General features: G+C 66.0%; 21 protein-coding genes and 2 pseudogenes. 14 read left to right on the top strand and 9 right to left on the bottom strand.

Features of this window, described 5'->3' with window-relative positions; genetic code table 11:
• Positions 1 to 42 precede the first annotated feature (42 nt).
• A complete protein-coding gene (locus QHC78_RS10520; RefSeq protein ID WP_319744193.1) occupies positions 43 to 1,242 on the top strand; it encodes an MFS transporter in 1,200 nt (399 codons plus the stop codon).
• An 82-nt stretch (positions 1,243 to 1,324) separates the two neighbouring features.
• A complete protein-coding gene (locus QHC78_RS10515) occupies positions 1,325 to 1,987 on the top strand; it encodes a bifunctional 4-hydroxy-2-oxoglutarate aldolase/2-dehydro-3-deoxy-phosphogluconate aldolase (RefSeq protein ID WP_319744191.1) in 663 nt (220 codons plus the stop codon).
• Positions 1,988 to 2,017: 30 nt separating this feature from the next.
• On the opposite strand, the gene QHC78_RS10510 is transcribed toward QHC78_RS10515, so the two are convergent.
• Positions 2,018 to 3,853: an ABCB family ABC transporter ATP-binding protein/permease gene (locus QHC78_RS10510; RefSeq protein ID WP_319744189.1), complete on the bottom strand. Its 1,836-nt coding sequence runs from the start codon at positions 3,851 to 3,853 to the stop codon at positions 2,018 to 2,020.
• 216 nt (positions 3,854 to 4,069) lie between these two features.
• Here QHC78_RS10510 and QHC78_RS10505 point away from each other — a divergent pair, with 216 nt between their 5' ends.
• From QHC78_RS10505 to QHC78_RS10490, 4 genes are read left to right on the top strand one after another with little or no spacing between them, the layout of a single operon-like run.
• On the top strand, positions 4,070 to 5,059 hold the full coding sequence (locus QHC78_RS10505; RefSeq protein WP_319744185.1) for a Bug family tripartite tricarboxylate transporter substrate binding protein: 990 nt from the start codon (positions 4,070 to 4,072) through the stop codon (positions 5,057 to 5,059).
• 10 nt (positions 5,060 to 5,069) lie between these two features.
• Positions 5,070 to 6,038, top strand: coding sequence for a TAXI family TRAP transporter solute-binding subunit (locus tag QHC78_RS10500; RefSeq protein ID WP_319744184.1), 969 nt, complete (start codon positions 5,070 to 5,072; stop codon positions 6,036 to 6,038).
• A gap of 24 nt (positions 6,039 to 6,062) precedes the next feature.
• Positions 6,063 to 7,073 (top strand): hypothetical protein, encoded by a 1,011-nt coding sequence (locus QHC78_RS10495; protein ID WP_319744182.1) that lies wholly within the window; start codon positions 6,063 to 6,065, stop codon positions 7,071 to 7,073.
• Positions 7,070 to 8,179, top strand: coding sequence for a zinc-dependent alcohol dehydrogenase (locus QHC78_RS10490; RefSeq protein ID WP_319744180.1), 1,110 nt, complete (start codon positions 7,070 to 7,072; stop codon positions 8,177 to 8,179). The genes QHC78_RS10495 and QHC78_RS10490 overlap by 4 nt, the downstream gene beginning before the upstream one ends.
• Positions 8,180 to 8,212: 33 nt before the next feature.
• Here the strand turns inward: QHC78_RS10490 and QHC78_RS10485 are convergent, their stop codons facing one another.
• The 4 genes and pseudogenes from QHC78_RS10485 to QHC78_RS10465 form a co-directional block, all read right to left on the bottom strand.
• The gene (locus QHC78_RS10485) at positions 8,213 to 9,094 is read right to left on the bottom strand and encodes a LysR family transcriptional regulator (protein ID WP_319744178.1); all 882 of its coding nucleotides are present in this window, start codon (positions 9,092 to 9,094) and stop codon (positions 8,213 to 8,215) included.
• Between the two features lie 5 nt (positions 9,095 to 9,099).
• Positions 9,100 to 9,507 (bottom strand): DoxX family protein, encoded by a 408-nt coding sequence (locus tag QHC78_RS10480; protein WP_319744176.1) that lies wholly within the window; start codon positions 9,505 to 9,507, stop codon positions 9,100 to 9,102.
• A gap of 145 nt (positions 9,508 to 9,652) precedes the next feature.
• Positions 9,653 to 10,459: a DODA-type extradiol aromatic ring-opening family dioxygenase gene (locus QHC78_RS10475; protein WP_319744174.1), complete on the bottom strand. Its 807-nt coding sequence runs from the start codon at positions 10,457 to 10,459 to the stop codon at positions 9,653 to 9,655.
• Positions 10,460 to 10,566: 107 nt separating this feature from the next.
• Positions 10,567 to 11,531: pseudogene (locus tag QHC78_RS10465) on the bottom strand (LysR substrate-binding domain-containing protein).
• A 102-nt stretch (positions 11,532 to 11,633) separates the two neighbouring features.
• Here QHC78_RS10465 and QHC78_RS10460 point away from each other — a divergent pair.
• Together QHC78_RS10460 and QHC78_RS10455 are read left to right on the top strand one after the other, a co-directional pair.
• Positions 11,634 to 12,527 (top strand): MBL fold metallo-hydrolase, encoded by an 894-nt coding sequence (locus QHC78_RS10460; RefSeq protein WP_319744169.1) that lies wholly within the window; start codon positions 11,634 to 11,636, stop codon positions 12,525 to 12,527.
• A gap of 53 nt (positions 12,528 to 12,580) precedes the next feature.
• Positions 12,581 to 13,558 (top strand): Bug family tripartite tricarboxylate transporter substrate binding protein, encoded by a 978-nt coding sequence (locus QHC78_RS10455; RefSeq protein WP_319744167.1) that lies wholly within the window; start codon positions 12,581 to 12,583, stop codon positions 13,556 to 13,558.
• On the opposite strand, the gene QHC78_RS10450 is transcribed toward QHC78_RS10455, so the two are convergent.
• Positions 13,535 to 14,344, bottom strand: a complete 810-nt coding sequence (locus QHC78_RS10450; RefSeq protein ID WP_319744165.1) for an AraC family transcriptional regulator — start codon at positions 14,342 to 14,344, stop codon at positions 13,535 to 13,537. The two genes, QHC78_RS10455 and QHC78_RS10450, sit on opposite strands and share 24 nt — an antisense overlap.
• Before the next feature lie 110 nt (positions 14,345 to 14,454).
• On the opposite strand from QHC78_RS10450, the gene QHC78_RS10445 reads away from it, so the two are divergent.
• From QHC78_RS10445 to QHC78_RS10435, 3 genes are all read left to right on the top strand, one after another.
• Positions 14,455 to 15,687: an MFS transporter gene (locus QHC78_RS10445; RefSeq protein ID WP_319744163.1), complete on the top strand. Its 1,233-nt coding sequence runs from the start codon at positions 14,455 to 14,457 to the stop codon at positions 15,685 to 15,687.
• A 129-nt stretch (positions 15,688 to 15,816) separates the two neighbouring features.
• The gene (locus QHC78_RS10440; protein WP_319744160.1) at positions 15,817 to 16,869 is read left to right on the top strand and encodes an ABC transporter substrate-binding protein; all 1,053 of its coding nucleotides are present in this window, start codon (positions 15,817 to 15,819) and stop codon (positions 16,867 to 16,869) included.
• A gap of 19 nt (positions 16,870 to 16,888) precedes the next feature.
• Complete coding sequence (locus tag QHC78_RS10435) at positions 16,889 to 17,842, top strand: isopenicillin N synthase family dioxygenase (protein WP_319744158.1); 954 nt, start codon at positions 16,889 to 16,891, stop codon at positions 17,840 to 17,842.
• A gap of 6 nt (positions 17,843 to 17,848) precedes the next feature.
• On the opposite strand, the gene QHC78_RS10430 is transcribed toward QHC78_RS10435, so the two are convergent.
• Positions 17,849 to 18,754: a LysR family transcriptional regulator gene (locus QHC78_RS10430; protein WP_319744156.1), complete on the bottom strand. Its 906-nt coding sequence runs from the start codon at positions 18,752 to 18,754 to the stop codon at positions 17,849 to 17,851.
• 174 nt (positions 18,755 to 18,928) lie between these two features.
• On the opposite strand from QHC78_RS10430, the gene QHC78_RS10425 reads away from it, so the two are divergent.
• The gene (locus QHC78_RS10425) at positions 18,929 to 19,090 is read left to right on the top strand and encodes a DUF6726 family protein (RefSeq protein ID WP_319744154.1); all 162 of its coding nucleotides are present in this window, start codon (positions 18,929 to 18,931) and stop codon (positions 19,088 to 19,090) included.
• Entirely contained in the window at positions 19,090 to 19,803 is a 714-nt protein-coding gene (gene queC / locus QHC78_RS10420; RefSeq protein ID WP_319744152.1) for a 7-cyano-7-deazaguanine synthase QueC, read from the top strand. The genes QHC78_RS10425 and queC overlap by 1 nt, the downstream gene beginning before the upstream one ends.
• 25 nt (positions 19,804 to 19,828) lie before the next feature.
• Here queC and QHC78_RS10415 read toward each other — a convergent pair whose 3' ends face one another.
• Together QHC78_RS10415 and QHC78_RS10410 are read right to left on the bottom strand one after the other, a co-directional pair.
• Positions 19,829 to 20,797 carry a D-2-hydroxyacid dehydrogenase gene (locus QHC78_RS10415; protein ID WP_319744150.1) on the bottom strand — a complete coding sequence of 323 codons (969 nt, stop codon included), beginning with the start codon at positions 20,795 to 20,797 and terminating at the stop codon, positions 19,829 to 19,831.
• 90 nt (positions 20,798 to 20,887) lie between these two features.
• Positions 20,888 to 22,144, bottom strand: a pseudogene (locus QHC78_RS10410) (malic enzyme-like NAD(P)-binding protein); the annotation flags it as partial.
• 185 nt (positions 22,145 to 22,329) lie between these two features.
• Between QHC78_RS10410 and QHC78_RS10405 the strand changes: the two are divergent.
• Positions 22,330 to 24,183 (top strand): PhoX family protein, encoded by a 1,854-nt coding sequence (locus tag QHC78_RS10405; protein WP_319744149.1) that lies wholly within the window; start codon positions 22,330 to 22,332, stop codon positions 24,181 to 24,183.
• The last annotated feature ends 22 nt before the right edge of the window (positions 24,184 to 24,205 follow it).

Below are 24,205 nucleotides of genomic sequence, written 5' to 3'. Positions count from 1 at the left end.
GTGGGGAATAATGCGTCCCGGTAAGCCGTTTTCCCCTTCATCATGACTGACCCTTCGACCAGCAAACTCAATCCCGGCCTCGTCTGGCTGATGTCCATCGCCACGGGCCTTACCGTGGCGTCCAATTACTATGCGCAGCCGCTCTTGCACGCCATCGCCCAGGACCTGGGCTTGTCGGTGCCGGCAGCGGGCGCCATCGTGACGACTGCGCAGGTCAGCTACGCCTTGGGGCTTTTCTTCCTGGTGCCGCTGGGCGACCGGCTCGACCGGCGCAAGCTCATCTTCATCATGACGCTGTTGGCGGCGGTCGGGTTGTGCGCGAGCGCCCTGTCGAGCAACCTCGCGGTGCTGCTGGCCGGCACGGCCGCCGCCGGCTTGTTCTCGGTGGTGGCCCAGGTCCTGATGCCGTTCGCGGCCACGCTGGCCGGCCCCCACGAACGGGGCAAGGTCGTCGGTACGCTGATGAGCGGGCTGCTGCTGGGCATCCTGCTCGCGCGGACCTTCGCCGGTATCGTGGCCTCGCTGGGCAACTGGCGCGTGGTCTATGGCGTCGCGGCGGTCCTGATGGCCGTGCTGGCCTTCGTGCTGCGCCAGGCGTTGCCCCGCCACGCGTCCCAGGCCGCGGCCGGCATGTCGTATCCGCGCTTGATCGCCTCCATTGCCGGCCTTATCGCGCAGGAACCGGTGCTGCGGACCCGGTCGCTGATGGGCGCGTTCTCGTTCGCCGGTTTTGCGATGTTCTGGACCTCGCTGGCCTTCCTGCTGTCGGCGCCGCCGTTCAACTATTCCACCTTCACCATCGGCCTGTTCGGGTTGGTGGGGGCTGCCGGGGCGCTGGCCGCGGCACGCGTGGGCCGGCTGGCGGACCGCGGCAAGGGCGAGACGGCGACCCGCTTCGGCCTGGGCATCATGCTGGCGTCATGGCTGCCACTGGCCCTTGGCCAGCAGTCCGCGCTGTGGCTGGTGCTGGGCGTGATCCTGCTCGATCTGGCTGCGCAAACCGTCCATATCAGCAACCAGAATGCCATCTACCGTATCCGGCCCGAAGCCCGTAGCCGGCTTACGGCGGCGTACATGACGAGCTACTTCATCGGCGGCTCCATCGGATCGATGATCTCCGCGTGGGCCTATGCGCACGGAGGTTGGTACGCGGTCACAGCGGCTGGGGCCTGCATGGCGATAGGCTGCATGCTGGTGTGGAAAACCCGCCCGCGGACGACGGCTGCGGCCGTCCAGGGGTAAGGCCGGCGCTGTTGCCGCCTTTTACAGGCGCGGCCGCCGGCTCGTGCTAGCCTGCCCTTTATAGGCCGATGGGACCATGCCGATGACCGATTCCCTTTCCCGACAGCGCTGGGCAGTACTGCGTGCCGCCCACTTGATTCCCGTGCTGCGCTACCGTGATGCCGAAACGGCGCTCTATGCGGCCCAGGTCGCGTTGCGCGCCGGCTGCCGTGGCATCGAACTGACCTGGACCATACCCGGCGTACTCGACGTGCTGAAGGCGGTACGGGCCGATGCCGAACTGGCGGAGCGGGGCGACGTGCTGATCGGCGTGGGGACCGTGCTGGATGCCGAGCAGGCGCGCCAGGCCCTGGAGGCGGGTGCAGATTTCCTGGTCGCGCCGGGCGTGGTGGCGCCGCTGGTCGAATTGGCGCGCGCGGCCGGGGCGCTGAGCATGCTGGGCGCGTTCACGCCCACCGAAATTCTTGCCGCCCGGGCCGCCGGTGCCGACGTGGTGAAGATCTTCCCCGCCGATACGGGGGGGCCAGGCCATCTTGCCGCGCTCAAGGCGGTATTTCCCGACACCCTGTTCTGTCCTACAGGCGGGATTACCCGCGAGAATATGGCCGCCTATTTCCGCGCCGGCGCCGAGATCGTCGGCATGGGCAGCAATCTGTTCGACAAGCAGAAGCTCGCCGCGCGCGATACGGACGCGCTGGTCGCGCAGCTGCGCGCCACGGTGGAGGAAGCCGCCGCCAGCCGGTAGAACAGCCGCCCCGCGCGGGCCGGCCGGCGGCTAGGACACTTCGACGGCTGCCCGGTAGGGCTTGAGATCGTCCCCGTCGTCACCGCCCTCCTGCTGGCGCCGCCACATGGCCGCGTACGCGCCGTCCAGCGTCAGCAATTGGTGGTGGCGTCCCTTCTCCACCACGCGGCCGCCATCGAGCACGATGATCTCGTCCGCATCGATGATGGTGGAAAGACGGTGCGCGATGGTGAGCGTCGTGCGGCCCCTGCTTACCTCGCGCAGGTTGGTCTGGATCTCGCGCTCGGTATGGGTGTCCAGCGCACTGGTCGCTTCGTCGAAGACCAGCACCGCCGGCCGCTTGAGAATGGTACGGGCAATGGCCACGCGCTGTTTTTCGCCCCCCGACAACTTCAGCCCGCGCTCGCCCACGACTGTCTGGTATCCGTCCGGCATGGCCAGGATGAAGTCGTGGATGTGCGCGAGCCGCGCGGCTTCCTCGACCTCGGCCTGCGTGGACCCAGGGCGCCCGTAGGCGATGTTGTAGTAGATGGTGTCGTTGAACAGCACCGTGTCCTGCGGCACGATGCCGATCGCCGCGCGCAGGCTGGACTGCGTCACTTCGCGGATGTCCTGTCCGTCGATCAGGATGGCGCCCTCGTCTACGTCGTAGAAGCGGAACAGCAGCCGGCTCAAGGTGGACTTGCCGGCGCCCGATGAGCCCACCACGGCCACCGTCTTGCCGGCCGGGATGGTGAAGCTGACGTCCTTGAGGATCATGCGCCGGGGATCGTACCCGAACACCACATGGTGGAACTCGACGGTTGCGCCCTCTACCTGCAGCTCAGGTGCGCCCGGCTTATCGGCAATCTCGCGGTCTACCGCCAGCAGCTCGAACATCCGGTCCATGTCAATCAGCGATTGCTTGATCTCGCGGTAGACGAAACCGAAGAAATTGAGCGGCTGGTAGAGCTGCAGCAGGTAGGCGTTGACCAGCACGAAATCGCCGATGCTGAGCCGGCCTGCCACGATGCCGCGGGCCGCCATCCACATCACTACCGTCAGCCCGACCGAAATAATCGCCGCTTGGCCGATATTGAGCAGCGACAGGCTGACCTGGCTCTTGACCGCCGCCCGCTCATAGCGGTTCAGTGCCTGGTCATAGCGCCTGGCTTCATGCTCCTCATTGCCGAAGTACTTCACGGTTTCGTAGTTGAGCAGGCTGTCGATGGCCTTGGTGTTCGCCTCCGAATCGGTCTCGTTCATCTGGCGGCGGAACTTGGTGCGCCACTCGGTGACGATTAGCGTGTAGGCGATGTAGAGCGCGACCGTGACGAAGGTAGCGAGCGCGAACCACACGTCGAACATGCGCCACAGGATGATCGTGACCAGCCCGATCTCGAACAGCGTCGGCAGCACGTTGAACAGCATGTAGGACAGCAGCGTGTCGATGGCCTTGGTGCCGCGCTCGATCGAACGGGTCAGCCCGCCGGTCTGCCGCGCGAGATGGAAACGCAGCGCCAGCGCATGGAGGTGGCGGAACACCTGCAGGCCCACCACCCGGATGGAATGCTGCGCCACCCGGGCGAAGACGGCGTCGCGCAATTCCGAGAACACCAGGGTCAACACTCGCGCCCCGCCGTAGGCCAGGATCATGCCGACCGGAATGGCGATGGCCGCGCCGGCCGTGCCGCCCAGCGCATCGACTGCCGACTTGTAGAAGAGGGGGACATAGACGTTGGCCACCTTGGCGGCAATCAGCAGCGCGACCGCCGCGACAATGCGCAGGCGCAGGTTCGAGGCGCCGGCGGGCCAGAGATAAGGCAGGAGGGTGCGCAAGGTGGAAAGTCCACCACCTTGCAGACGAGGAGAAGCAGGGGTGTTCAAAGCAGGGTTCCTGAAAGCGTTAGGGCAAACGATACGCCTGTTTGGATGTCCAGGCTCGTTTACCCGAGGCGGCCATGGGGCTACAGCGAAAGGCGCTGCGGCGGGGAGAGAATTCGGCAGACCGCATCTCACCCGCTGAGAAGCGCGTTTGACCGCCCGCCGCGCCGCTCACAGTATTGACAGGACAATCAACCCGAAAAAAAGGGGGAGACAGCCATGTATGACATTCGGAAAGTGGGTGGTGCCAGGCTGCTCGGCGGGGCCTGCGCGGCATGGGTCCTGGCGGCCGGCACGCCGGCCCGCGCCGAGCCCTTCGAGGGCGGGCGCGTGACGATCGTGGTTTCCGGCCGCGCAGGCAGTTCGTTCGACAATGCGGCTCGGCTGGTGGCCGAGCCCCTGGCCAAGGAGTGGGGCGTGCCCGTCGTGGTGGATAACCGCACGGGCGCTTCCGGGATCATCGGTGCCGCGTACGTGGCCAAATCCGCTCCGGACGGCCGCACGCTGCTGCTCGGCACCACTCCCGCTGTTCAGGCGCCTCAGCTGCTGCAATCGGCCGGCTATGACCCGGTGTCGAGCTTCGCGCCGGTTGCCCAGTTGTTCAACGCTCAGCTGTGGCTGGGGGTGAACGCCGGCCTGCCGGCCAAGACCGTCAAGGAATTCGTGGCCCACGCCGCGCAGCCAGGATCGAAGCTGGCGTTCTCCAGTCCCGGGCAGGGGTCTACCCCGCACCTGAATACGGTCATCCTGATGAAACAGACCGGTATCGATATGCTGCACGTGCCCTTTACCGGGATCCCTCCCGCAGTGATGGAAGTGGCGGCGGGACGGGTCGCCAGCGTTTTCGCGTCGTATTCCGATCTGCTGCCGCACGCACAGTCTGGCGCCATGCGCATTCTTGCGAGCACCGGTTCGGCGCGATCGCCGATCAGCCCGGACATTCCCACCATGAAGGAGTCCGGCTACACGGGATTCGAAGTGGTGGGCTTTGGCGGCCTGCTGGCGCCCGCGGGCACGCCCCCCGAATTGACAGCCAGGATGGCGGCTTCTGTGCAGAAGGTCCTGGCGCGGCCGGAGATCCGGAAGCGGCTGCTGGAGCTGGGGTTCGAACCGGTCGACAGCAACCAGGAGGCTTTCGCCGCGCTGATACGGGCACAGAACGACTTCTGGGCCAAGGTCATTCGCGATGCCGGGATCAAGGTCGAATAGGAGGCGCATCATGCAACCGGCACTTTCCCGCTCATATCACCTGCGCTTCGTCGGCGACTGGGGCCAGGCGAATTTCCATCGCATCTGCGGCTGGTTGTGCGAGGAGTTCTGCAAGCGCACCGGGCCCAGGAGCCGCATCGCCATCTGGAGCATCCGCGCGGGTGGTATCGAAGCCATCGATCTGGTCCAGGACGGCGAGGCCGACCTGTGCCTGGTGACGCCCGCCATGCTGATCCCCGCCGCGCTCGGTGGCGAGCTGATTTTCCAGGGCCGAGCCGCGCCGAACTTGCTGGCGCTGGCCGTCCTGCCGCAGAACGACCGCATGGTGCTGGCGCTGCGCCCGGACCTGGGCATCCGTTCATTCGAGGAACTGCGCCGGCGCAGGCCTGCGCTGCGTATCGCCGCCTCGCGCAATGACGGGACGAATTTCATCGGCTACGTCAGCCGCCTGTTCATGCAGGCGCATGGCATCGGCGAAGCGACTCTTGCTTCGTGGGGCGGATCCTATGTCGAGGATACCAACCCCCGGGACAGCCTGGCGCGCATGGAAGCAGGCGAAGTCGATGGAGTCTTGCAAGAAGCAATCATGACCCCATGGTGGGCACGCCTGGTGGAGTCGGGGCAGGCCGTACCCCTGGCGGCCGAGCGCGCCGCCTTGGGTCGGCTCGAGGCGGACTATGGTTTTCCTGCGAATCCGCTGCCGGCGGGATATTGGCAGAACCTGGAATCGCCGCTCGATGCGCTGGATTTTTCCGACTTTCTGGTACTGGTGCGCGACGACATGGACCCCGACGTGGCGCATCTGCTGACGTGGTGCCTGGCCGAGACCCGGGACGCCATCGAACGCCAGTACCGGCATTTGCCGCCGCAGCGCAGTCCGCTGTCGTATCCGCTGGAGCCGGCGCGGATGGCTCGTCCGCCTGTCCCCTTGCATGCAGGCGCGCAACGCTACTACCGCGAAGCCGGGGTGCTGTCCTGAGCCGCCCGATAGAAGGAGAACGCCGTGCCTGAAGTCCTTGAATACCTGGAGGTCTTTCCGTTCCATGCGGAGCCCCGGGTCCTTCGCCGTCGCGAAGACCTGCTGCTGGGCGATCCCTTGCCCGGCCGCATGCGCGCGCCGCGCGAATATCCTCCCATCGAAGCGGCGTTCTTTGCGCCCGACTACGTCGACCAGCCTTTCGTGCCGCCGCGGGGCGTCTACGAAAGCGAGTCGGTGCGCATCGAGTGGCAGACCATGAACGCCCGCCAGCCCTTCTATCACCGGAACTGCGGCGTGGACGAGATCTCGTTTCAGGTTTGCGGCGACCGGACCATCATGACGGAGCTGGGCAGCGTCGACGTGGCGCCGGGCGAGTTCGCGCTGTTGCCCGATGGGGTCGCGCATGACAACTATGGCCGGCGCGATATCCATTTGCTGTTCTACGTTCCTGGACCCGTGCGGCGCCTCGCGCCCGTGGACCGCCGGTCCGAAGCCAGGATCCCGCCGTTTCCCGGCTGGTCGGCGGCGGTCGTCAATGAGCTCGTTACCGAAGGCGCGGGCGGACCCGGCCAGGATGTCGCGTTTGCGCCGGTAGACGAACAAATGCTTCTGGCGCATGCCGACGAAGTCCAGGACCGGCTGGAGGTGCTGCGCCCCGATGCCCGTTCTTCCGGGACCGCCTGGCTCTATCAAAGTGCGGAGATCATGATCGGGCAAGTCGCCGTGCATGGCTCCGAAGGGACGGTCTACCGGCGGCTCTGCAACGCCGAAGAGATCCAGTACCAGGTCGCGGGCACCCGCACCCTGGTTACCCAGCGGGGCGCACTTCATTTGAAGCCTGGCGACTTCGTCCGCATTCCGCGCGCGGTCGCCTTCACCAGCATCCATGCCGAGCCCAGCGTCCACCTGACCCTCGCTTCCACACGACCGATTCCGTGCGTTGCCCGGGATAAGCGGGCCGCGGTGAGGATGCGTCCCGACGAAATCGATGCGCTGCGCGGCAGCGGCCGCAAAAAGAACGGAGAACCGCAATGACGACCATGCTTGCCGCGCGCGGCTATCGGGGCGAGAGCGAACTGCGCCTGGAGCGGCTTCCGGTGCCCGAACCCGGCGCCTGCGACGTATTGGTACGCGTCATGTCGGCGGGCATCGCGCCCGGCATGATCAAGCTGCTCGAGCGGGGCCGGTTCAAGCACCTGCCCGCCACGCCCGGCCACGAGATTGCCGGGGTGGTCGTTGCCGCGGGCGCCGAGGCGGACGGGGGCCTGTTGGGCCGGCGTGTCCGTGTGCACCCCATGCTGTCATGCGGTGAATGTCTCTACTGCCGTACCGATCGGCAGCAGATGTGCCAGGAAACCGCCATGATCGGCCATGCTGCCTTCGGCAGCGGCAAGCTTGAGCTGTATGCCCGATACCATGACGGCGGACTGGCCGAGTATGCACGCGTGCCGGCGTGGCTGGTCGACCCGCTTCCCGACAACGTCAGCTTCGACGTAGGCGCCAAGGTCCACGACCTGGCGAACGCCGTCCGCGCGCTCAAGTGCGCCGCCATTGCCGAACCGGGGCGCCTGGTCATTACCGCCGCGACCGGCACCATGGGCACCGCGAGCATCAAGCTGGCCCGGTTTTATGGCGTGCGCCAATTGATACTGGTCGGACGATCCCGCGCCCGGCTCGAGGCGCTGCGGCCCCTGGCGGGAGACTTGCCGGTCGAGCTGGTGGCCCTGGACGAACTCGGATCGGATTGGCCGGACAGCGAAGGGCTGACACGCAGCCTGCGTGAACGGCTGCCTGACGGCGCCGACGCCGTGCTCGACTATTTCCCCGGCGGGCCGGGGACCGCGCAGGCCCTGCGGTCGCTCGCGCTGGGCGGCACTCTGGTCCATATGGGCGGCAACGCCGGCCCGCTGCCGGTCCCGATCAACGAGTTCATGCACAAATGCTGGCGGCTGGTCGGCACCCGCGCGTGCACGCGCTCGGATACCGATGCGGTGCTGGATTTGCTGGGCTCCGGACGGTTGCACGTGGACGAGCTGATTACGCACCATTTCGCGTTGGATGACGTGAACCACGCGTTGCGGCTCATGCTGGATCGCAGCGAGCCGATGTGGATGACCGTCGTGCACCCGGCCCAGGCCTGACCCGGACCCGTTCCGGAACCGCACCCGACGCGGCTAGCCGAACGCCTTGCTGAAGAAGTCGATGAAGGTCCGCACTTTCGGTGCCAGGAACTTCCGGCTCGTGTAGGCGGCATACAGCGTTACCGACGGCGGCCGGTACTCGGGCAGCAGTCGTACGAGGGCGCCGCTGGCCAGGTCGTCGGCAATCAGCCACTCGGGCAGGTAGCCGGGTCCGATGCCTGCCAGGAGGCTGTGCCGCGCCAGGGCCGAGTCGTCGGTTTTCAATGCCACGGGCATGCGGACCACGGCCGGGCCGGCGGGGCCGAGCAGGCGGATCTCTTCCGGCTTGCGGATGTAGGCGGGCAACACGGCGGGATGCGCGGCCAGTTCCGCGGGCGTCCCGATGGCGCCCCGGCGGGCCACGTAGTCGCGCGAGGCGACCAGCGCAAAGCCCACCTCGCATAGCGGCCGGACGATGAGCGCGGGGGCGTTCTGCGTGGCGGCGCGCAGCGCGAGATCAAAGCCCTCCTCGGCCAGGTCCACCTTGTAATTGCTGAGCCGCAGGTCGATGACCACGCGCGGATAGCGCTCGCGGTAGCGCGCCAGCATGCCGGCGAAGCGGCTGTTGGCGCACCAGACCGGCGCGGTGATTTTCAGCTGCCCGCGGGGTTCGGCATGACTGTCCTGCAGGGTGGCTTCGGCGCTATCCAGGACGTCGAGCGCTTCGCAGCACTGGTCGAAATAGACCTGACCGGCTTCGGTCGGGCTGACGTGCCGGCTGGTGCGGTTGAGCAGCCGCGCGCCGAGGCTTCGTTCCAAGTGCGCGACGTGCTTGCTGGCCATGGCCGGCGAAATGCCCATCTGGCCGGCTGCCCGGGCGAAGCTGCCCGCCTCGATAACGAGGCGGAACACCTTCATGCTGACCAGCGTATCCAAGCGGCCTAGGCCTTGCCGCGCGCGGCGTCGATGCTGAAGGCGCCGGCGCCCGCCACGGCGAAGAACAGGTAGACGAAGCAATACAGCACGGCGGGTTCGCCGCCATTCTGCAACGGGCTCAGGAAAGCCTTGGGTGCATGCGCCATGAAATAGGCTACCGCCATGAAGCCCGACAGGATGAAGGCCACGGGCCGGGTAAACAGGCCCACGATCATCAGCAAGCCGCCGACCACCTCCAGCACCCCCGCCAGTCCCATCAGCGAAAACAGCTCAATGCCCTGGAATCCCAGTGCCGGGATGCCGAAGAACTTGGCCGTGCCGTGCTGCATGAATAAATAGGCCACGATGATGCGCATCAGCCCTTGCGCGCGCGGGGCCCAGACGGCGAAGAAGTCGTTATGGGAAGTCTGCATGGTGGTTTCCTTGGATGAGAGGAAGGTGGGCGGGTTGGGCAACAGCACTGCAAACTGCGACAGCGGTTCGATCCGGGGACGCGGCGGCAACCCTGGCCGGGCCGCGGGGATGGAAGGCGGGGGACGTGGACGCCACCTGGCTTGCTCAACCGAAGCGGCTGGCGGAAACGACGACGTTCATGACCTCGTCCTGGAAGATGCGGCGTCCCGCGTCGTTGCCGGCGGCGCCCGCCGCTACCATCAAGGGCAGCAAGTGGTCGGGACGCGGCTGGACGAGGCGGGCGTCGGGGGCATCCTGCCAGTTCTCCAGGGCGCGGTCGCGGTCCGCCGGCGGCAGCGCCACGGCGTGGGCCAGCCATTCATCGAAGCGCAGCGAGGCGGCGCGAAACGCCGGCGTGAATCCGCGCATGTTGTGGAAGCTCATGCCGCTGCCCACGACCAGCACGCCTTCGTCGCGAAGCCGGGACAGGGCCTGGCCGGCCGCGAGATGTTCGCGCGGATCCAGGCCGGTTTTCATGGATAGCTGGACGATGGGTACATCCGCATCCGGGTAGATCAGCTTGAAGGGCACGAATACGCCGTGGTCCAGCCCGCGCGATGGGTCCGAACCCGATGCGATGCCTGCCTCCCCCAGCAGGGCCTGCACCCGCGCGGCCAGCGCGGGCGATCCCGGCGCCGGATATTGCAGCCGGTAGGTGTGCTCGGGAAAGCCGTAGTAGTCGAACAGCAGCGGGGGGCGAGGGCTGGCGTTGACGGTAAAGACCTCTTCCTCCCAATGGCCGGAGATGACCAGCACCGCTTGGGGGCGCGTTTCCAACGACGCGGACAGCCCTTTGAGGAAACCGGCCATGCGGTCCCACATATGGGGGTTGCCCGGCCAGTCCATGAAGAAGCACGGCCCTCCCCCGTGGGGAATGAAGAACGTGGGCAAGCGGCGGGTCCGGACGGACATGACGAATTTCCTTTACCTTTCGCGCAATATAGGCGCGTAGCGGCAGGCAATCAATCGCCAAAAACGGAACGGTTCGTTTCTTTTGTGTTGATGATCCGCGTGCCGCGTTATTCCTGTTCCGCCTTCTCCAGCCTGGCGGCTTCTTCCCGGACCGCCGCCAGAAAGAACTCCAGCGCCGGCGAGGGTGCCGCATCCGAGCGCAGCACGACGCCCACCGGCGGCAGCGTCCAGCCCGGTTTGAACTTCAGAATGGTCAACACGCCCAGCCGGGCGTAATGCCGGGCCACGCCGCGGGGCATGGCCGACAGTACGTCGGTATTGCGCAGCAGCACTTCGTTGGCCAACAGCGATACCGACTCGGCCAGCGGTACGTCCAGGGCGAGGCCCTGCTCGGCGAAATAGGCATCGATGCGCTGGCGCAGCGGCGCATCGGGGGCGGGAGTATCCAGGACTGCCGAGCCAGCGTGGCAGCGGTGACGCGCGTGGATCGCGCCAGGGGATGCCCCACCCGGGCCACGACGTAGATCGGTTCCTGGTACAGGACCTCGGTGCGGAACATCGCTTGCGCGGCGCCCTGCATCAGGCGGCCGATGATGCAGTCCAGTTCTCCTCGCGCCAAGGCGGCGAGCAGCAGGTCGTTGGTGCCTTCCTGCAGCATGACGGTGACGCCGGCATGGGCCGCGTGCATGCGGGCCAGCGCACGCGGGACCAGTACCGGCAGCACGACTTGCAGCACGCCGGCACGTACGCGGCCGGTAGCGCCGCGCGTGAGCGCCTCGATCTCGTGGCGGGCACCGTCCAGGTCCGCCAGCAGGACGGCAGCCTTCTGCGCCAGAGTAGTGCCGTAGGCGGTTGGGGTGATCCCACGCGGAGAGCGGGTGAACAGCGGCACCCCGAAGGCGTTTTCCAGTTCCGCCAGCAGCTTGCTGGCCGCCGGCTGGGTCATGCCCAGCCGTGCCGCTGCCTTGTGCACGCTATGCGTGGCGTGCAGAGCCTCGAGCAGATCGAGGTGGCGCAGCCGCAGCCGCGACCGGATCTGCTTGACCGACGGGACACGGTAGCCGGCTTCCATGCAGTGATTCCTATCGGTTTTCACTTGATTCTAATAATTTATTCATCGGTAGTCACCGCATCCCTACACTGGACCGGTCCCATCAACGCCACGAGGTAATCGATGAAGATCACCATGCTGGGAACCGGTGCCGCCCTGCCCGATCCCGACCGCGGCCAGTCCGCCATCCTTCTGACCCTGGACGATGACCGCCACTACCTCTTCGACTGCGGCGAGGGAGCCACCCGCCAGATGGTTCGAGCCAATGTGGATCCGGCAAAAGTCGGGGTCGTGTTCCTGACCCATCTGCATCACGACCACATCTGCGATTTTCCCTACTTCGTCATATCGAGCTGGATTCTGAACAGGACCGGCTCGCCGTTGCTCCTGGGGCCGCGCGGTACCCGCCACTTCGTGGATCACTTGTTCGAGAACGGCGCTTTCCAGGCGGATTTCCGCGCACGCAGCGCCTATCCGGTGCGCCAGCAGAATATCGAGGCGGTCCGGCCCGAGGTACGCGAAGTCAAGCCCGGCGTAGTCTTTGAGGACGACAAAGTGAAGATCACCGCCGACTGGGTCGAGCACATCCCGCGCGATATCTGTGAATGCTTCGGCGTGCGGGTGGAGGCCGAGGGCAAGGTCATTGCTTTCAGCGGCGATACCGCGCCGTGCGAGGCCATGGTCCGGCTGGCACAGGACGCGGACCTGCTGATCCACGAATGCACGTTCCCGGAGTCCTTCATCGCCCATCGCGCCAAGACGGGAGTCGGCACCTACGCCCATACCAGTCCCACGGATCTCGGCAAGATCGCCCGCCGCGCGAACGTGAAGAGCCTGCTGGCTACGCACTTCGGCCATTTCGATTCCACCAGCCCGGTGCTCAAGCGTACCGCCGGCAAGCACCTGCCGGTGGAATTGATGGGGCCGCACCTGATGGACGAGATCGTGGCCGACATCCGCAAGAACTATGACGGTCCATTGAGGCTGGCCCATGACCTGATGCGCATCGACCTGTAGGGTCGCCCGCCGCGCCGGTGGGATGTCCGGCGCATCTTCAAGGAGAGCATGCCGTGATCGATATCGTTCGTCGCCATACCGCGTTGTTCGCCGCCGGTCTCTTGAGCTGTTGCGCCGCCGCCCGGGCGGATTATCCCGATCGCCCCATCCGCATCGTGCTTCCTTATGCGCCCGGGGCAGCGGGCGATATCGTTATCCGGCAAGTGCAGCCATTGCTAGAAAAGCGCCTGGGCCAGCCGCTGATCGTCGACTACCGCACGGGCGCGGGCGGCAATATCGGGGCCCAGGAAGTGGTTCGCGCCAAGCCCGATGGCTATACCTTGCTGTTGGGCGCGACGAACAATTTCGTGATCAACCAGTTCCTGTATAAAACGCTCGGGTTCGATCCGCTGCAAGACTTCGCCATGGTCGGCAAGGTCGCGGACGTCCCTGCCTTCATCTATATCAACGCTGCCGTACCGGCCAAGGACTACGCCGAATTCGCGGAGTACGCGCGCAAACACCCCGGCAAGCTCAACTATGGCTCGCCCGGCACGGGTACTACGCCGCATCTGTCCGCGTTTATGCTGAGCGAGGCCATGCAGGCCAGGATGACCCATATTCCCTACCGTGGATCTTCGCCGGGCGTCCAAGCTTTGCTGGCCAATGAGATCCAGCTCTATATCGGAGGCTACGGCATTGCCTCCGCCTATATGCCGCAGCAGCGGGTACGCGCGCTGGCCGTCGCCTCGCCCTCCCGCTATCCGGGGTTGGACCAGGTTCCTACCGCTGCCGAGGCCGGGATGCCCGACGTGGTGCTCTCCAACTGGTGGGCGCTGGCGGCGCCCAAGGGCACCGATCCCGCCGTTGTCGCGACACTGTCGAAGGCGCTGAGCGACGTGCTGGCCACGCCGCAGGTGCGCGAGGCCTTCGCCCAGGGTGGCTTCGTGCCTGGCAAGCAGACGCCGGCGGCGTTCCAGGCGGCGCTGCGCGAAGAAGCCAGGCGCTGGCAGGAAATCGTCCAGAAATCAGGCGTGGCGCTGGACAACTGAGGGCTCGGCCTGCCCGAAGAATGCACTGGGCGTGACGCCGAACTGCCGCTTGAACATGGTCGAAAACGCGCTGGGGCTGGCATAGCCGAGCTCGAGCGCTACATCGACGATCTTCGCCCCTTCCGCGATGCGCTCCAGCGCCGCCAGCAGCCTGGCCTGCTGGCGCCATTGGCCGAAAGTCATGCCGGTTTCGCGCAGGAACAGCCGGTGGACGGTCTTGGCGTCCACGCCCAGGCGCGCGCCCCAACCCCGGGCGGTGGTCTTGTCGTCCGGCGCGGCGACGATGGCTTCGCATACCGTCCGCAGGCGGCGGTCCGCCGGGCGCGGCAGGCGCAGCGGCAGTGTCGGGAGCTGCCGCAGTTCGTCCAGCAGCAGGCGCATGACCCGTCCGTCGCGGGAGTCTTCCTGGTAGGGCCCTTCGATGCCGACCGCCGCGAGGATCAGTTCGCGCAGCAGCGGCGAGACCGCGATGACCGCGCAGTGGCCGGGCAAGTCATGCGTGGCTTCGGGGTGGACGTAGGCGGTGCGCATGCGGACCTGGCCGACCATGCGCAGTTCGTGCCGGACGGCCGGCGGCATCCACAGCCCGCGCGTGGGCGGGACGACCCATCGCCCCATGTCCGTGTGTACCACCATCACCCCATGGACGGCGTATATGAGCTGGCCGGAAGGATGATGGTGCACGCCCGTGCTTGCGCCGGCTGGGAAGTCCTTGGCCATGACCGTGACCGGCCGGGGCCGGTGGTCGAATTCGCGGTAATCCGGAAAAAGGATAGGTTTGTCCATTTCAAGAAGGGCCCTGCCTTATTTTCGCAAGACAGGCGCCATCCGGAAGAGTACGCTTACGAAAACTACGTATAAACCCTGAGCCCTTCGTGGTTTAACCCCGAGACATCATGCAAAGCGTCCATCCCGCCGACGTCCGGCCTGCCCAAGCCGAACGGACCGGTTTCAAGATATTGGGTTTCATCAGCTTCTCGCATTTCCTCAACGATATGCTGCAGTCGCTGATCCTGGCGGTCTATCCGCTGCTTAAAAGCGAGTTCTCGCTCAGCTTCACCCAGATCGGCCTGATTACGCTGCTCTACCAGCTGACCGCATCGCTGCTGCAGCCGCTGGTGGGCTTATACACCGACCGCCATCCCAAGCCCTACTCGCTGCCCATCGGCATGACCTGCAGTCTTGGCGGCATCGTGCTGCTGGCCTTCGCGCCGAACTATCCAACGCTGCTGCTGGCGGCGGCACTGATGGGAACCGGTTCGTCCATTTTCCATCCGGAATCTTCGCGCGTGGCGCGCCTGGTGTCCGGCGGCCGCCACGGGCTGGCCCAGTCGATCTTCCAGGTGGGCGGCAATGCCGGTAGTGCCATGGGGCCGCTGCTGGCGGCCTGGTTCATCATCCCCCGGGGCCAGGACAGCCTGGCGTGGTTCGCGCTGGCGGCGCTGCTGGCCATCGTCGTGCTCTACCAGGTAGGCGCCTGGTATCACCGCCAGCATCTCTCCGGCCCCCGCAAGGCCAAGCCGGCGGCTCCGGCGGCTGTGCTCCCGCGCGGGACCGTTGCCGGTTCGATGGCCATCCTGCTGACGCTGCTGTTCTCCAAGTATTTCTACATGGCGAGCTTCACCAGCTATTACACCTTCTACCTCATGCATCGTTTCGGCGTCTCGGTGCAGAACGCGCAGATGCATTTGTTCGCCTTCCTGATCGCGGTGGCGCTGGGAACCATACTCGGTGGCCCCATCGGCGATCGCATCGGCCGCAAGAAGGTGATCTGGGGATCGATCCTCGGCGTGGCGCCTTTCGCGCTGGTCCTGCCGTATGTCGGCCTGGCGTGGACAGGCGTGCTGAGCTTCGTGATCGGCCTGATCCTGGCCTCCGCCTTCTCGGCCATCCTGGTGTTCGCCCAGGAGCTCATGCCGGGCAAGGTAGGTACGGTATCGGGCCTGTTCTTCGGATTTGCCTTCGGCATGGGCGGCCTGGGCGCCGCGGTGCTGGGCAAGGTGGCTGACGTGACCAGTATCGAGTACGTCTACCACTTGTGCTCCTTCCTGCCGCTGCTGGGGCTGCTTACGGCTTTCTTGCCCGACCTCGGGCGTCCCCGGCCCAAGGCGGCGCTGGCCAAGGCCTGAGCGCTGCGCCGCGGTCTCCGGGAGATTGTTGCCTTCAAGGCAACAGTAGGGCCGAAAAACGATTCTTGTGGGCAATGCAGACGCGGGCTACCTTAGCCCGCGTCCATTCGTCCCTGTATCGAGAGTCTCATGCGTTTCGTATCGCGTCTTGGCGGGATCGCCCGCTCGGCCGGCTGTGCGGCCCTGGCGGCCTTCCTGTTCAACCCCGCCGTTCATGCGGCCCCGCTGGACGTGACCTTCCAGCTCGACTGGCGGTTCGAGGCCAGCTCCGTTCCCTACATCGTTGCCAAGTCCAAGGGGTATTTCGCCGCCGAAGGGCTCAACGTCACGCTCAATGTGGGTGCCGGATCGGCTGCCACCATCACGCGGCTGGCGGCGGGCAACGCCGACATGGGCGTAGGCGACATCAGTTCGTTCGTGGAATTCGTCGGCAACAACGGCCGCGTGCCCGCCAAGGCCGTCTTCCTGATGTATGAAAGTACGCCGGCGGGCATCTTTACGCTCAAGAAGTCGGGCATTACGCGCCCGGCGGACTTGAAGGGGCTTACCGTGGCCGCACCGGTCAACGACGGCGCGCGCAAGATATTTCCGCTGTTCGCCCAAGCCGCGGGGCTGCCGCCTGACGGCGTGAAATGGATGTCGGTGGAGCCGGCCATCCGCGAAACGCTGCTGGTGCGCGGGCAGGTGCCCGTCATCGCGGGCTACGCCACCTCGGCGCTGGTGTCGCTGCAGCGGCTGGGCGTGGCGCCGGGCGACATCGTCGCCATGATGTACGCCGATCATGGCGTGGATCTCTATGGCAATGCCGTATTCGCCACGCCGCGTTTCATCGAGGAGCATCCCGAGGCGGTGGCCGGTTTCCTGCGCGCACTGGCGCGCGCGCTCAAGGATATCGCCGCCGATCCGCAGGATGCGGTCAGCCGGCTCAAGGCCTTTGATCCGTTGATCGACGCCAAACTGGAAGCCTTGCGGCTCGGCATCCTGCTGGACCGCCAGATCGTCACGCCGCACGTGCGCGAAGCCGGGGTGGGCGACATCGATCCGGCGCGCCTGCAGGCCTCGATCGACAAGCTCGTTGGCGCGCTGGCGCTCAAGAGCCGGCCGGACGGCCGCATGCTGGTGGATATGCGCTTCCTGCCCGCCCAGGCCGAACGCATGATTGCCCCGGTTGCGGCGAAATAGACAAGAGGACGACATCGCCATGGAGAGCTTGCCCCAGATCGACTTTACCGATTTCCGATTCGGCGACCGCGCCCAGCGGCTCGCGGTGGCGCGTCGTATCGCCGATGCCTGCGCCCGCTATGGGTTCTTCTACCTGACGGGCCATGGCGTCCCGCAGGAAGCGATTGCGCATGCGTTCGCGGTAGGCGAGCGTTTCTTCGCCCTCCCCCTGGACCAGCGCCTGGCGTGCCGCTCGACGGCGCGCAACCAGAACCGCGGCTACCAGCCCATGTTCGATACGAAGCATGGCGACCAGCCCGATGGCAAGGAGTCGTTCGACATGGGTTTCCCGCTGCCGCCCGACGACCCCGACGTCGTGGCCGGCCTGCCCTTCCACGCGGTCAATACCTGGCCGGCCGATCCCGAACTGCGGCACGCGCTCGAAGCCTTGTATTTCGCCAAGCTTGAGTGCGGGCGTAATGTGCTGCGCGCCATGGCGCTGGCGCTGGACGCGGACGAGAATTTCTTCGTCAGCCGCTGCCGCAAGCCCACGACCAATATGCGCGTGGTGCACTACCCGCCGCAGGAGCTCATTGCCGATCGTACCGACATCGGGGCGGGCGAGCATACCGACAAGGGCATCATCACGTTGCTGCTGAACGACCGGCAGGGCGGCCTGGAGGTCAAGACCCCGGCCGGAGACTGGATCGAGGCGCCGCCCATGGAGGGCGCCCTCATCATCAACGTCGGGCGGCTGCTCACGCGGTGGACGAATGGCCGTTTCATCAGCGCGGTGCACCGCGTCTACAACCGGACCGGCCTGCGGCGCTATTCGATCCCGCAGTTCCATCATGCCGATTACCGCGCCGTGATCGATCCTCGCGACCTGCCGGGTGTTACCGAGCCCAGGTTCGAGCCCGTGGTGGCGGGCGAGTTCGTGGCGGCCAGCTTCCGGCAGGACCGCGCCTCGTGGCGGGAGGCGGCGCCCGCCTGAGAGGCCCTAGCCCACGTAGTCGTCGAAGCGCTGCTGCAACAGTTCGAGCACGACCGAGGCAGCAATGGGCAGGTGGCGTTCCGTGCGCACATGCAACGAGAATGCAATGCTGCTGCTGCCGCGGTCCGCCAGCGGCACCAGCGCCAGCCGGCCGGCCTTGAGTTCGGGCAGAATGGAAATGCGCGTCATCACCGATACGCCCGTGCCGTCCAACGCCATCTGCCGCATCATCGCGATCGAGTTGGTTTCGAGCAGCGGCTCGAAGCGGCCCTCCGGACCGAGGTTCAACCGGTCCAGCGTGGTGCGCAGCTCCATGCCGCGCGCGGGCAGGACCAGCGGCAGGTCCAGGCATTCGCGGAACCGCACGCTCTTGCGCCGGGCCAGCGGATGGTCGGGCAGGAGGGCGAGCCCGATCGGAATGCTGGCGGTTCGCAGCCGCGTGACCGGTTCGGCCAGCGGCGGATCCCAGCACATGCCCATGTCCAGCTCGCCCTTGCCCACGTCGGCGGTGATGTCCGCCGAGTTGCCGGTATGGACGCTGAACGAGATGCCGGGATAGCGGCGATGCACGTCGGCGATCAGCCGGGGCGCGATCAATTCGCTCATGTACTGCAGGATGCCGATGCGCACGCGGCCGCGCCGCAAGCCCCGCAGCGCGTCGATCTGCGCCAGCGCATCGTCGAAGTCCCGATCCAGGCGCTGGGCTGCCGCGAGCATGGTCTCGCCCGCGGCGGTCAGCCTCACGCCTCGCGGCAGCCTCTCGAACAGCGGAACGCCCAGCGATTCCTCGAACTTCAGTATCTGCCGCGTGACGGCCGACGGCGCGACATGGAGATGATCGGCCGCACTGCGGACCGAACCGCGTCGCGCGACCTCGACAAAGTAACGGATGAATGGAGCAAACGGGTGCAAGCCCTGCCTCGCGCGATGGGTGTTGACATGGCCGCGTAGCGGCGCTCCTGCACTATACCGAGGGTTGTCGCCTTAGCACGAGATATCGCTCGCATGGCCTCTTGCGCGCACGGGGGCGCGCCGTTTTATAGTGCTACCCTGTGTCTACCGGCACCCTATTCAGCAGGTCCTGTCATGAAACGTCTACTTCTCGTCCTCGCCGCCATGTTCGCGCTCAACGGCTGCGGCGTCGTCGCAGCCCCGTGCCGCGTGGCCTCGGCCGGACTCAAAATCGTTCCCGTCGTGGGCGACATCGCCGCGGTCCCCACGGACGCCTGCGCCGAGATCATCGATTGATGGACTCGCGCAAGGCCCTGGTCCTGTTCTCGGGGGGGCAGGACTCCACTACGTGCCTGGCGTGGGCACTGGCGCGCTACGCGGCCGTCGAGACCGTCGGCTTCGATTACGGCCAGCGTCATCGCGTGGAGCTCGAGGCCCGGCAGAATGTATTGCGCGAGTTGCGCGCGCGGTTTCCCCGGTGGGCCCAACGCCTGGGCGAGGACCATACGATCGATTTCGCCGTGCTGGGCGCGATCAGCGACACCGCGCTTACGCGGGAAAGCGAAATCAAGCTCACCGCGGCCGGCCTGCCCAACACGTTCGTGCCGGGCCGTAATCTGGTCTTCCTGACCATGGCCGCCGCACTTGCCTACCGCCGCGGGCTCGATGTCGTGGTGGGCGGCATGTGCGAGACCGACTTCTCGGGCTATCCCGATTGCCGCGACGACACCATCAAGGCCCTGCAGGTCGCAGTGTCGCTGGGCATGGGCCAGCGTTATACCTTCGAAACCCCGCTGATGTGGCTGGACAAGGCACAGACGTGGCAACTGGCGGCTGACCTGGGCGGAGACGCGCTGGTCGACGTGGTGGCCGAGCATAGCCATACCTGCTACCTGGGCGATCGCAGCAAGCGTTTCGACTGGGGCTATGGGTGCGGCGCCTGCCCTGCCTGCGAGTTGCGAGCCGCGGGATACGAGCGCTGGAAGGCCATGGGAAGGGCCGCCGGCTAAGAACGACCCGGCGCCGCCTGTACTGTCATGGCCCCTTGGGCGCCACCACGTTGCGCGGTTGACCCGCCACAAATGCTTCGAGGTTGTCCACCAACTGGTCGGCCAGGGTCTGCATGGCCTCCTGGCTCGCCCATGCCACGTGCGGCGTGAGGATGAAGTTGGGTTGCTTGACGTGCAGCAAGGGGTTGTCGTCGCGAGGCGGTTCGCCGTCCAGCACGTCGAAGCCCGCGCCGGCGATGGTGCCATTGCGCAACGCATCGGCCAGCGCGGCCTCGTTCACCAGCCCGCCGCGCGCGGTATTGATCAGCAGCGCGGTCCGCTTCATGGATGCCAGCTGTTGGCGATCGATCATGTTTCGCGTCGCCGGGCTGAGCGGCAGGTGCAGCGTGACGACGTCGGCGGTACGCAGCAACTCGTCCAGCGGCAGGTTGGTCACGCCCGGCTCGTCCACCGGCGTGCGGCTGGCGACACATATCTCCATGCCGAACGCCCTTCCAAGCGCCGCCACCGAGCGGCCCAGCGCGCCGTACCCGACGATGCCCAGCCGGCTTGCCGCCAGGTCGCGGATGGGATAGTCCAGGAAGCAGAACTGTGTCGAGCGCTGCCATTTGCCTGCTTCGACGTCCGCCGCGTAGGCGCGCAGGTTGCGCCGCAGGGCCAGGATCAGCGCGAACGTGTGTTCAGGCAGCGAGGCCGTGGCGTAGTTGCGGATGTTGGACACCACGATGCCGCGCTCCTGGCACGCCGCCAGATCAATGATGTCGGTGCCCGTGGCGGCCACCGCGATCATGCGCAGTCTCGGCAGCTGGTCCAGTTCGGCCTTGCGCAGCGGCACTTTGTTGGTAACGGCGATGGTCGCGTCCCGCAGCCTGTCGACGACTTCGTCCCGGGCTGTCGCGTCGTGATCGAGCCAGTCATGCGCGAAGGCCGGGGGCCGGATGGTGGCCTGCAGGCTGGCCCGGTCCAGGAAGACGATCTTGTGGGCGGACGACATGGAAAGCCCTCGATATAGAAGAAGACAAGGTGGGCGCCAGGCGGTGGCCGATAGTACGGCTGGCCGCCTGGCGACTTGGCATTACCCCTTCAGCGATGCCCGATAGGCTTCGATATCGGCGATGGGCCGGCGCGCGACGTTGGAGTCCATTGCAGCCAGCGCCACGGCAGCCGCGACTTCGCTGATCAGGCGCGGGTCGAAGGGCGTGGGGATGAAGTAGTCGGGACCGAACTCCAGCTTGCGGTTCGGGTAGGCCTTCGCCACTTCAGCCGGAATAGGCTGCTGCGCCAGGCCTGCGATTGCGTTCACGCAAGCAAGCTTCATCTCGTCGGTGATCCGCATGGCGTCCACGTCCAGCGCGCCCCGGAACAGGAAGGGGAAGCATAGTACGTTGTTGACCTGGTTCGGATAATCCGAGCGGCCGGTGGCGATCAGGCAGTCCGAGCGGACTTCCTTGGCCAGCTCGGGCCGGATCTCGGGCTCGGGATTGGCCAGTGCCAGGATCAGCGGCCGCAGCGCCATGGTCGAGACCATCTCGGGCGTGAGCAGGCCGGCGGCCGAGCATCCCAGGAAGATGTCCGCGTCCTTGACCGCATCGGCCAGGGTGCGGGCGCTGCTGCTGGTGGCGTAGCGCGACTTGTTGAATTCCATCGACGCGTCGCGCCCTTCATAGACGACGCCCTTGGAGTCGACGAGCAGGATGTTCTCTTTCCTCAGGCCTTGGCGAACCAGCAGGTCCAGGCAGGCAATGGCTGCCGCGCCGGCGCCGGAGCAGACCAGCTTGACTTGATCGAGCGTCTTCTCGGCCAGCTTCAGGCCGTTGACGATACCGGCCGAAGCGACGATGGCCGTACCGTGCTGGTCATCGTGGAACACGGGGATCGACATGCGCTCGGTCAGCTTGCGCTCGATGTAGAAGCACTCGGGCGCCTTGATGTCCTCGAGGTTGATGCCGCCGAACGTGGGTTCCATCATCGCGATGGCGTCCACCAGCTTGTCGGGGTCGGTTTCCGCCAGTTCGATGTCGAACACGTTGATGCCGGCGAACTTCTGGAACAGGCAGGCCTTGCCTTCCATCACCGGCTTGGCCGCATAAGGGCCGATGTTGCCCAGGCCCAGCACGGCGGTGCCGTTGGAGATGACCGCGACGAGGTTCGAGCGCGAGGTGTAGTAGCGCGTCGCCTGCTGCTCGTTGGCGATGGCTTCGCATGCGGCGGCGACGCCCGGGGAATACGCGAGCGACAGATCTTGCTGGTTGTCGAGAGGCTTGGTCGGGACGACCGAGATTTTTCCAGGAACAGGGAACTGGTGATAGGCGAGCGCCTTATCGGTAAGCGAAGAATCCATTGTTTTGTAGGTAAAACACTCAGCGGCACGTGAAGTCCCATTGTATGCCCGGATCGGTAACAGGCTGTGTTGTCGCGGCCGGGCCGCGACGCTTCGTCATGGCGCTGTCACGTACGGCGAATAACCTCGCGCTCGTCATGGCTGACAAAAAGCTTAACGACCGTTATCAATTCCACGAGGTTTGAATGTCCTACCTGACAGATAAATTGCGCGCTCCGCACCGCGAGGCGCAGGGGGAAGTCACCGTTCCCGGCCAGATGTTCGACGAAATCGTCGCGGCCAATCCCGCTCGCCGTACCCTGCTGCGGAACAGTTTTGGCCTGTCGATCCTGTCCGTGTTCGGTGCCACCTCGCTAGCGGCCTGTGGCGGCGATGACGACGATCCTGCGCCGACGAATCCGGGCGACGGCAATGGCGGCGGCGGTACGGACCCGGTCGGCCCTGACTACTCCGTCAAGTTCCAGCCGCTGGCCGGCAAGATCACGGCCGACACCGTGACCGTGCCCAGCGGCTATGTGGCCGAGGTGCTGTACTCGGCCGGCGACAAGTGCCTGCCCGATTCCATTGGCTATACCGGCACCCCGCAGTCCTATCCGGACACCGAGAAGCAGGCAGGCGGCCAGCATGACGGCATGCACTACTACCCGCTGGAAGGCGTGGACCCCAACAAGGGCGGCCTGCTGGTGCTCAACCACGAGAACGTCGATGGCGCCACGCTCGACCTGAGCGCGGACGCGGTCCGGACCAACTCGTCGAACGTCGGCGTGTCGGTGATCGAAATCGTCCGTAGCGACGACGGCAAGTGGTCGGTCAACACCAACTCGCGCTACAACAAGCGCTATACCGGCAACACCACCTACAATGTCGGCGGTCCGGCGGCCGCGAAGGTGGGCGCTACCGTGGTCGGCACCTTGAACAACTGCGCCAGCGGCCCGACGCCGTGGGGCACCTATCTCACCTGCGAAGAGACGACCAACAACTACTGGGATGACACCCAGCCCGAGGTCGGCTATGGCTGGGTCGTTGAGATCGATCCCTACAATCCGGACTCCACCGCGGTCAAGCGCACCGCCATGGGCCGCTTCGATCACGAGAACACCGCCTACATGCTGGACGAGAACAACCGCGTCGCCTTCTACATGGGCGATGACGGTACGCCCGGCTGTATCTACAAGTTCGTCCCGAGCAAGGCCTACGATCCGAACAACCGTGCCAATAACATGAACCTGTTGGACGAAGGCACGCTGTACGCCGCCCGCTTCAATGAGGATGGCACGGGCAACTGGGTCGAGCTGACCGTTGGCAAGAACAACCTGACGCTCAACGCCATCGATCCGGGCAACTACACGCAGACCGATCCGAGCCAGCCTCCGCAGCCCAGCATCATCAACTTCGCGGATCAGGCCGACGTGCTCATCAACACCAAGGCAGCCGCCCGCGTTGCCGGCGCGACGCTGATGGACCGTCCGGAGTGGATTACCGTGGGCCTGGACAAGAAGGTCTATTGCACGCTGACCAACAACAGCAGCCGCAAGCGCACCCACCCGGCTAACCCGCGGCCTAACAATTCGCATGGCCACATTGTCAGCTGGACGGAGAACAACAACTCCCCGCTGGCCACGTCGTTCCAGTGGGAATTGCTGCTGCTGGCCGGCCAGGACGAGGCCGACGGCGCCGCCGACAATGTGACCGGCAACATCAACGGCGACGTGTTCTCCAGCCCCGACGGCATCCGGGTCGATCCCCAGGGCCGCCTGTGGGTGCAGACCGATGCCGGCACGGGCAGCAGCACCACCAGCATCTTCGGCAACAACTCGATGTACTACATCGATCAGGAAACTGGCGAGTCCAAGCGCTTCCTGGTGGGGCCGGTGGGCTGCGAGATCACCGGCATTGCCTACACGCCGGACCTGACCACGTTCTTCATCAACATCCAGCATCCGAACGGCGCGTGGAACACGGTGCGCGCCGGTGGTGGCGATGCACGTTCCGCCACGGTGGTCGTGCGCAGGGAAGACGGTCTGCCGGTAGGCGCATAAGGTTCAAGGAGGGGGCGTTGCC

The sequence above is a fragment of the Pigmentiphaga sp. genome (genome assembly GCF_033795525.1).
Taxonomy (GTDB): Bacteria; Pseudomonadota; Gammaproteobacteria; order Burkholderiales; family Burkholderiaceae_B; genus Pigmentiphaga.
The sequence above is the reverse complement of the archived record's forward strand: the minus strand, read 5'-3'. Positions and strand labels throughout refer to the sequence as shown.

Bases quoted from the DNA above. Each gene is read 5' to 3' on its own strand.
- QHC78_RS10520 (WP_319744193.1), top strand. From the start codon at position 43: ATGACTGACCCTTCGACCAGCAAACTCAATCCCGGCCTCGTCTGGCTG.
- QHC78_RS10515 (WP_319744191.1), top strand. From the start codon at position 1,325: ATGACCGATTCCCTTTCCCGACAGCGCTGGGCAGTACTGCGTGCCGCC.
- QHC78_RS10505 (WP_319744185.1), top strand. From the start codon at position 4,070: ATGTATGACATTCGGAAAGTGGGTGGTGCCAGGCTGCTCGGCGGGGCC.
- QHC78_RS10500 (WP_319744184.1), top strand. From the start codon at position 5,070: ATGCAACCGGCACTTTCCCGCTCATATCACCTGCGCTTCGTCGGCGAC.
- QHC78_RS10490 (WP_319744180.1), top strand. From the start codon at position 7,070: ATGACGACCATGCTTGCCGCGCGCGGCTATCGGGGCGAGAGCGAACTG.
- QHC78_RS10480 (WP_319744176.1), bottom strand. From the start codon at position 9,507: ATGCAGACTTCCCATAACGACTTCTTCGCCGTCTGGGCCCCGCGCGCG.
- QHC78_RS10475 (WP_319744174.1), bottom strand. From the start codon at position 10,459: ATGTCCGTCCGGACCCGCCGCTTGCCCACGTTCTTCATTCCCCACGGG.
- QHC78_RS10460 (WP_319744169.1), top strand. From the start codon at position 11,634: ATGAAGATCACCATGCTGGGAACCGGTGCCGCCCTGCCCGATCCCGAC.
- QHC78_RS10450 (WP_319744165.1), bottom strand. From the start codon at position 14,344: ATGGACAAACCTATCCTTTTTCCGGATTACCGCGAATTCGACCACCGG.
- QHC78_RS10445 (WP_319744163.1), top strand. From the start codon at position 14,455: ATGCAAAGCGTCCATCCCGCCGACGTCCGGCCTGCCCAAGCCGAACGG.
- QHC78_RS10440 (WP_319744160.1), top strand. From the start codon at position 15,817: ATGCGTTTCGTATCGCGTCTTGGCGGGATCGCCCGCTCGGCCGGCTGT.
- QHC78_RS10435 (WP_319744158.1), top strand. From the start codon at position 16,889: ATGGAGAGCTTGCCCCAGATCGACTTTACCGATTTCCGATTCGGCGAC.
- QHC78_RS10425 (WP_319744154.1), top strand. From the start codon at position 18,929: ATGAAACGTCTACTTCTCGTCCTCGCCGCCATGTTCGCGCTCAACGGC.
- queC (WP_319744152.1), top strand. From the start codon at position 19,090: ATGGACTCGCGCAAGGCCCTGGTCCTGTTCTCGGGGGGGCAGGACTCC.
- QHC78_RS10415 (WP_319744150.1), bottom strand. From the start codon at position 20,797: ATGTCGTCCGCCCACAAGATCGTCTTCCTGGACCGGGCCAGCCTGCAG.
- QHC78_RS10405 (WP_319744149.1), top strand. From the start codon at position 22,330: ATGTCCTACCTGACAGATAAATTGCGCGCTCCGCACCGCGAGGCGCAG.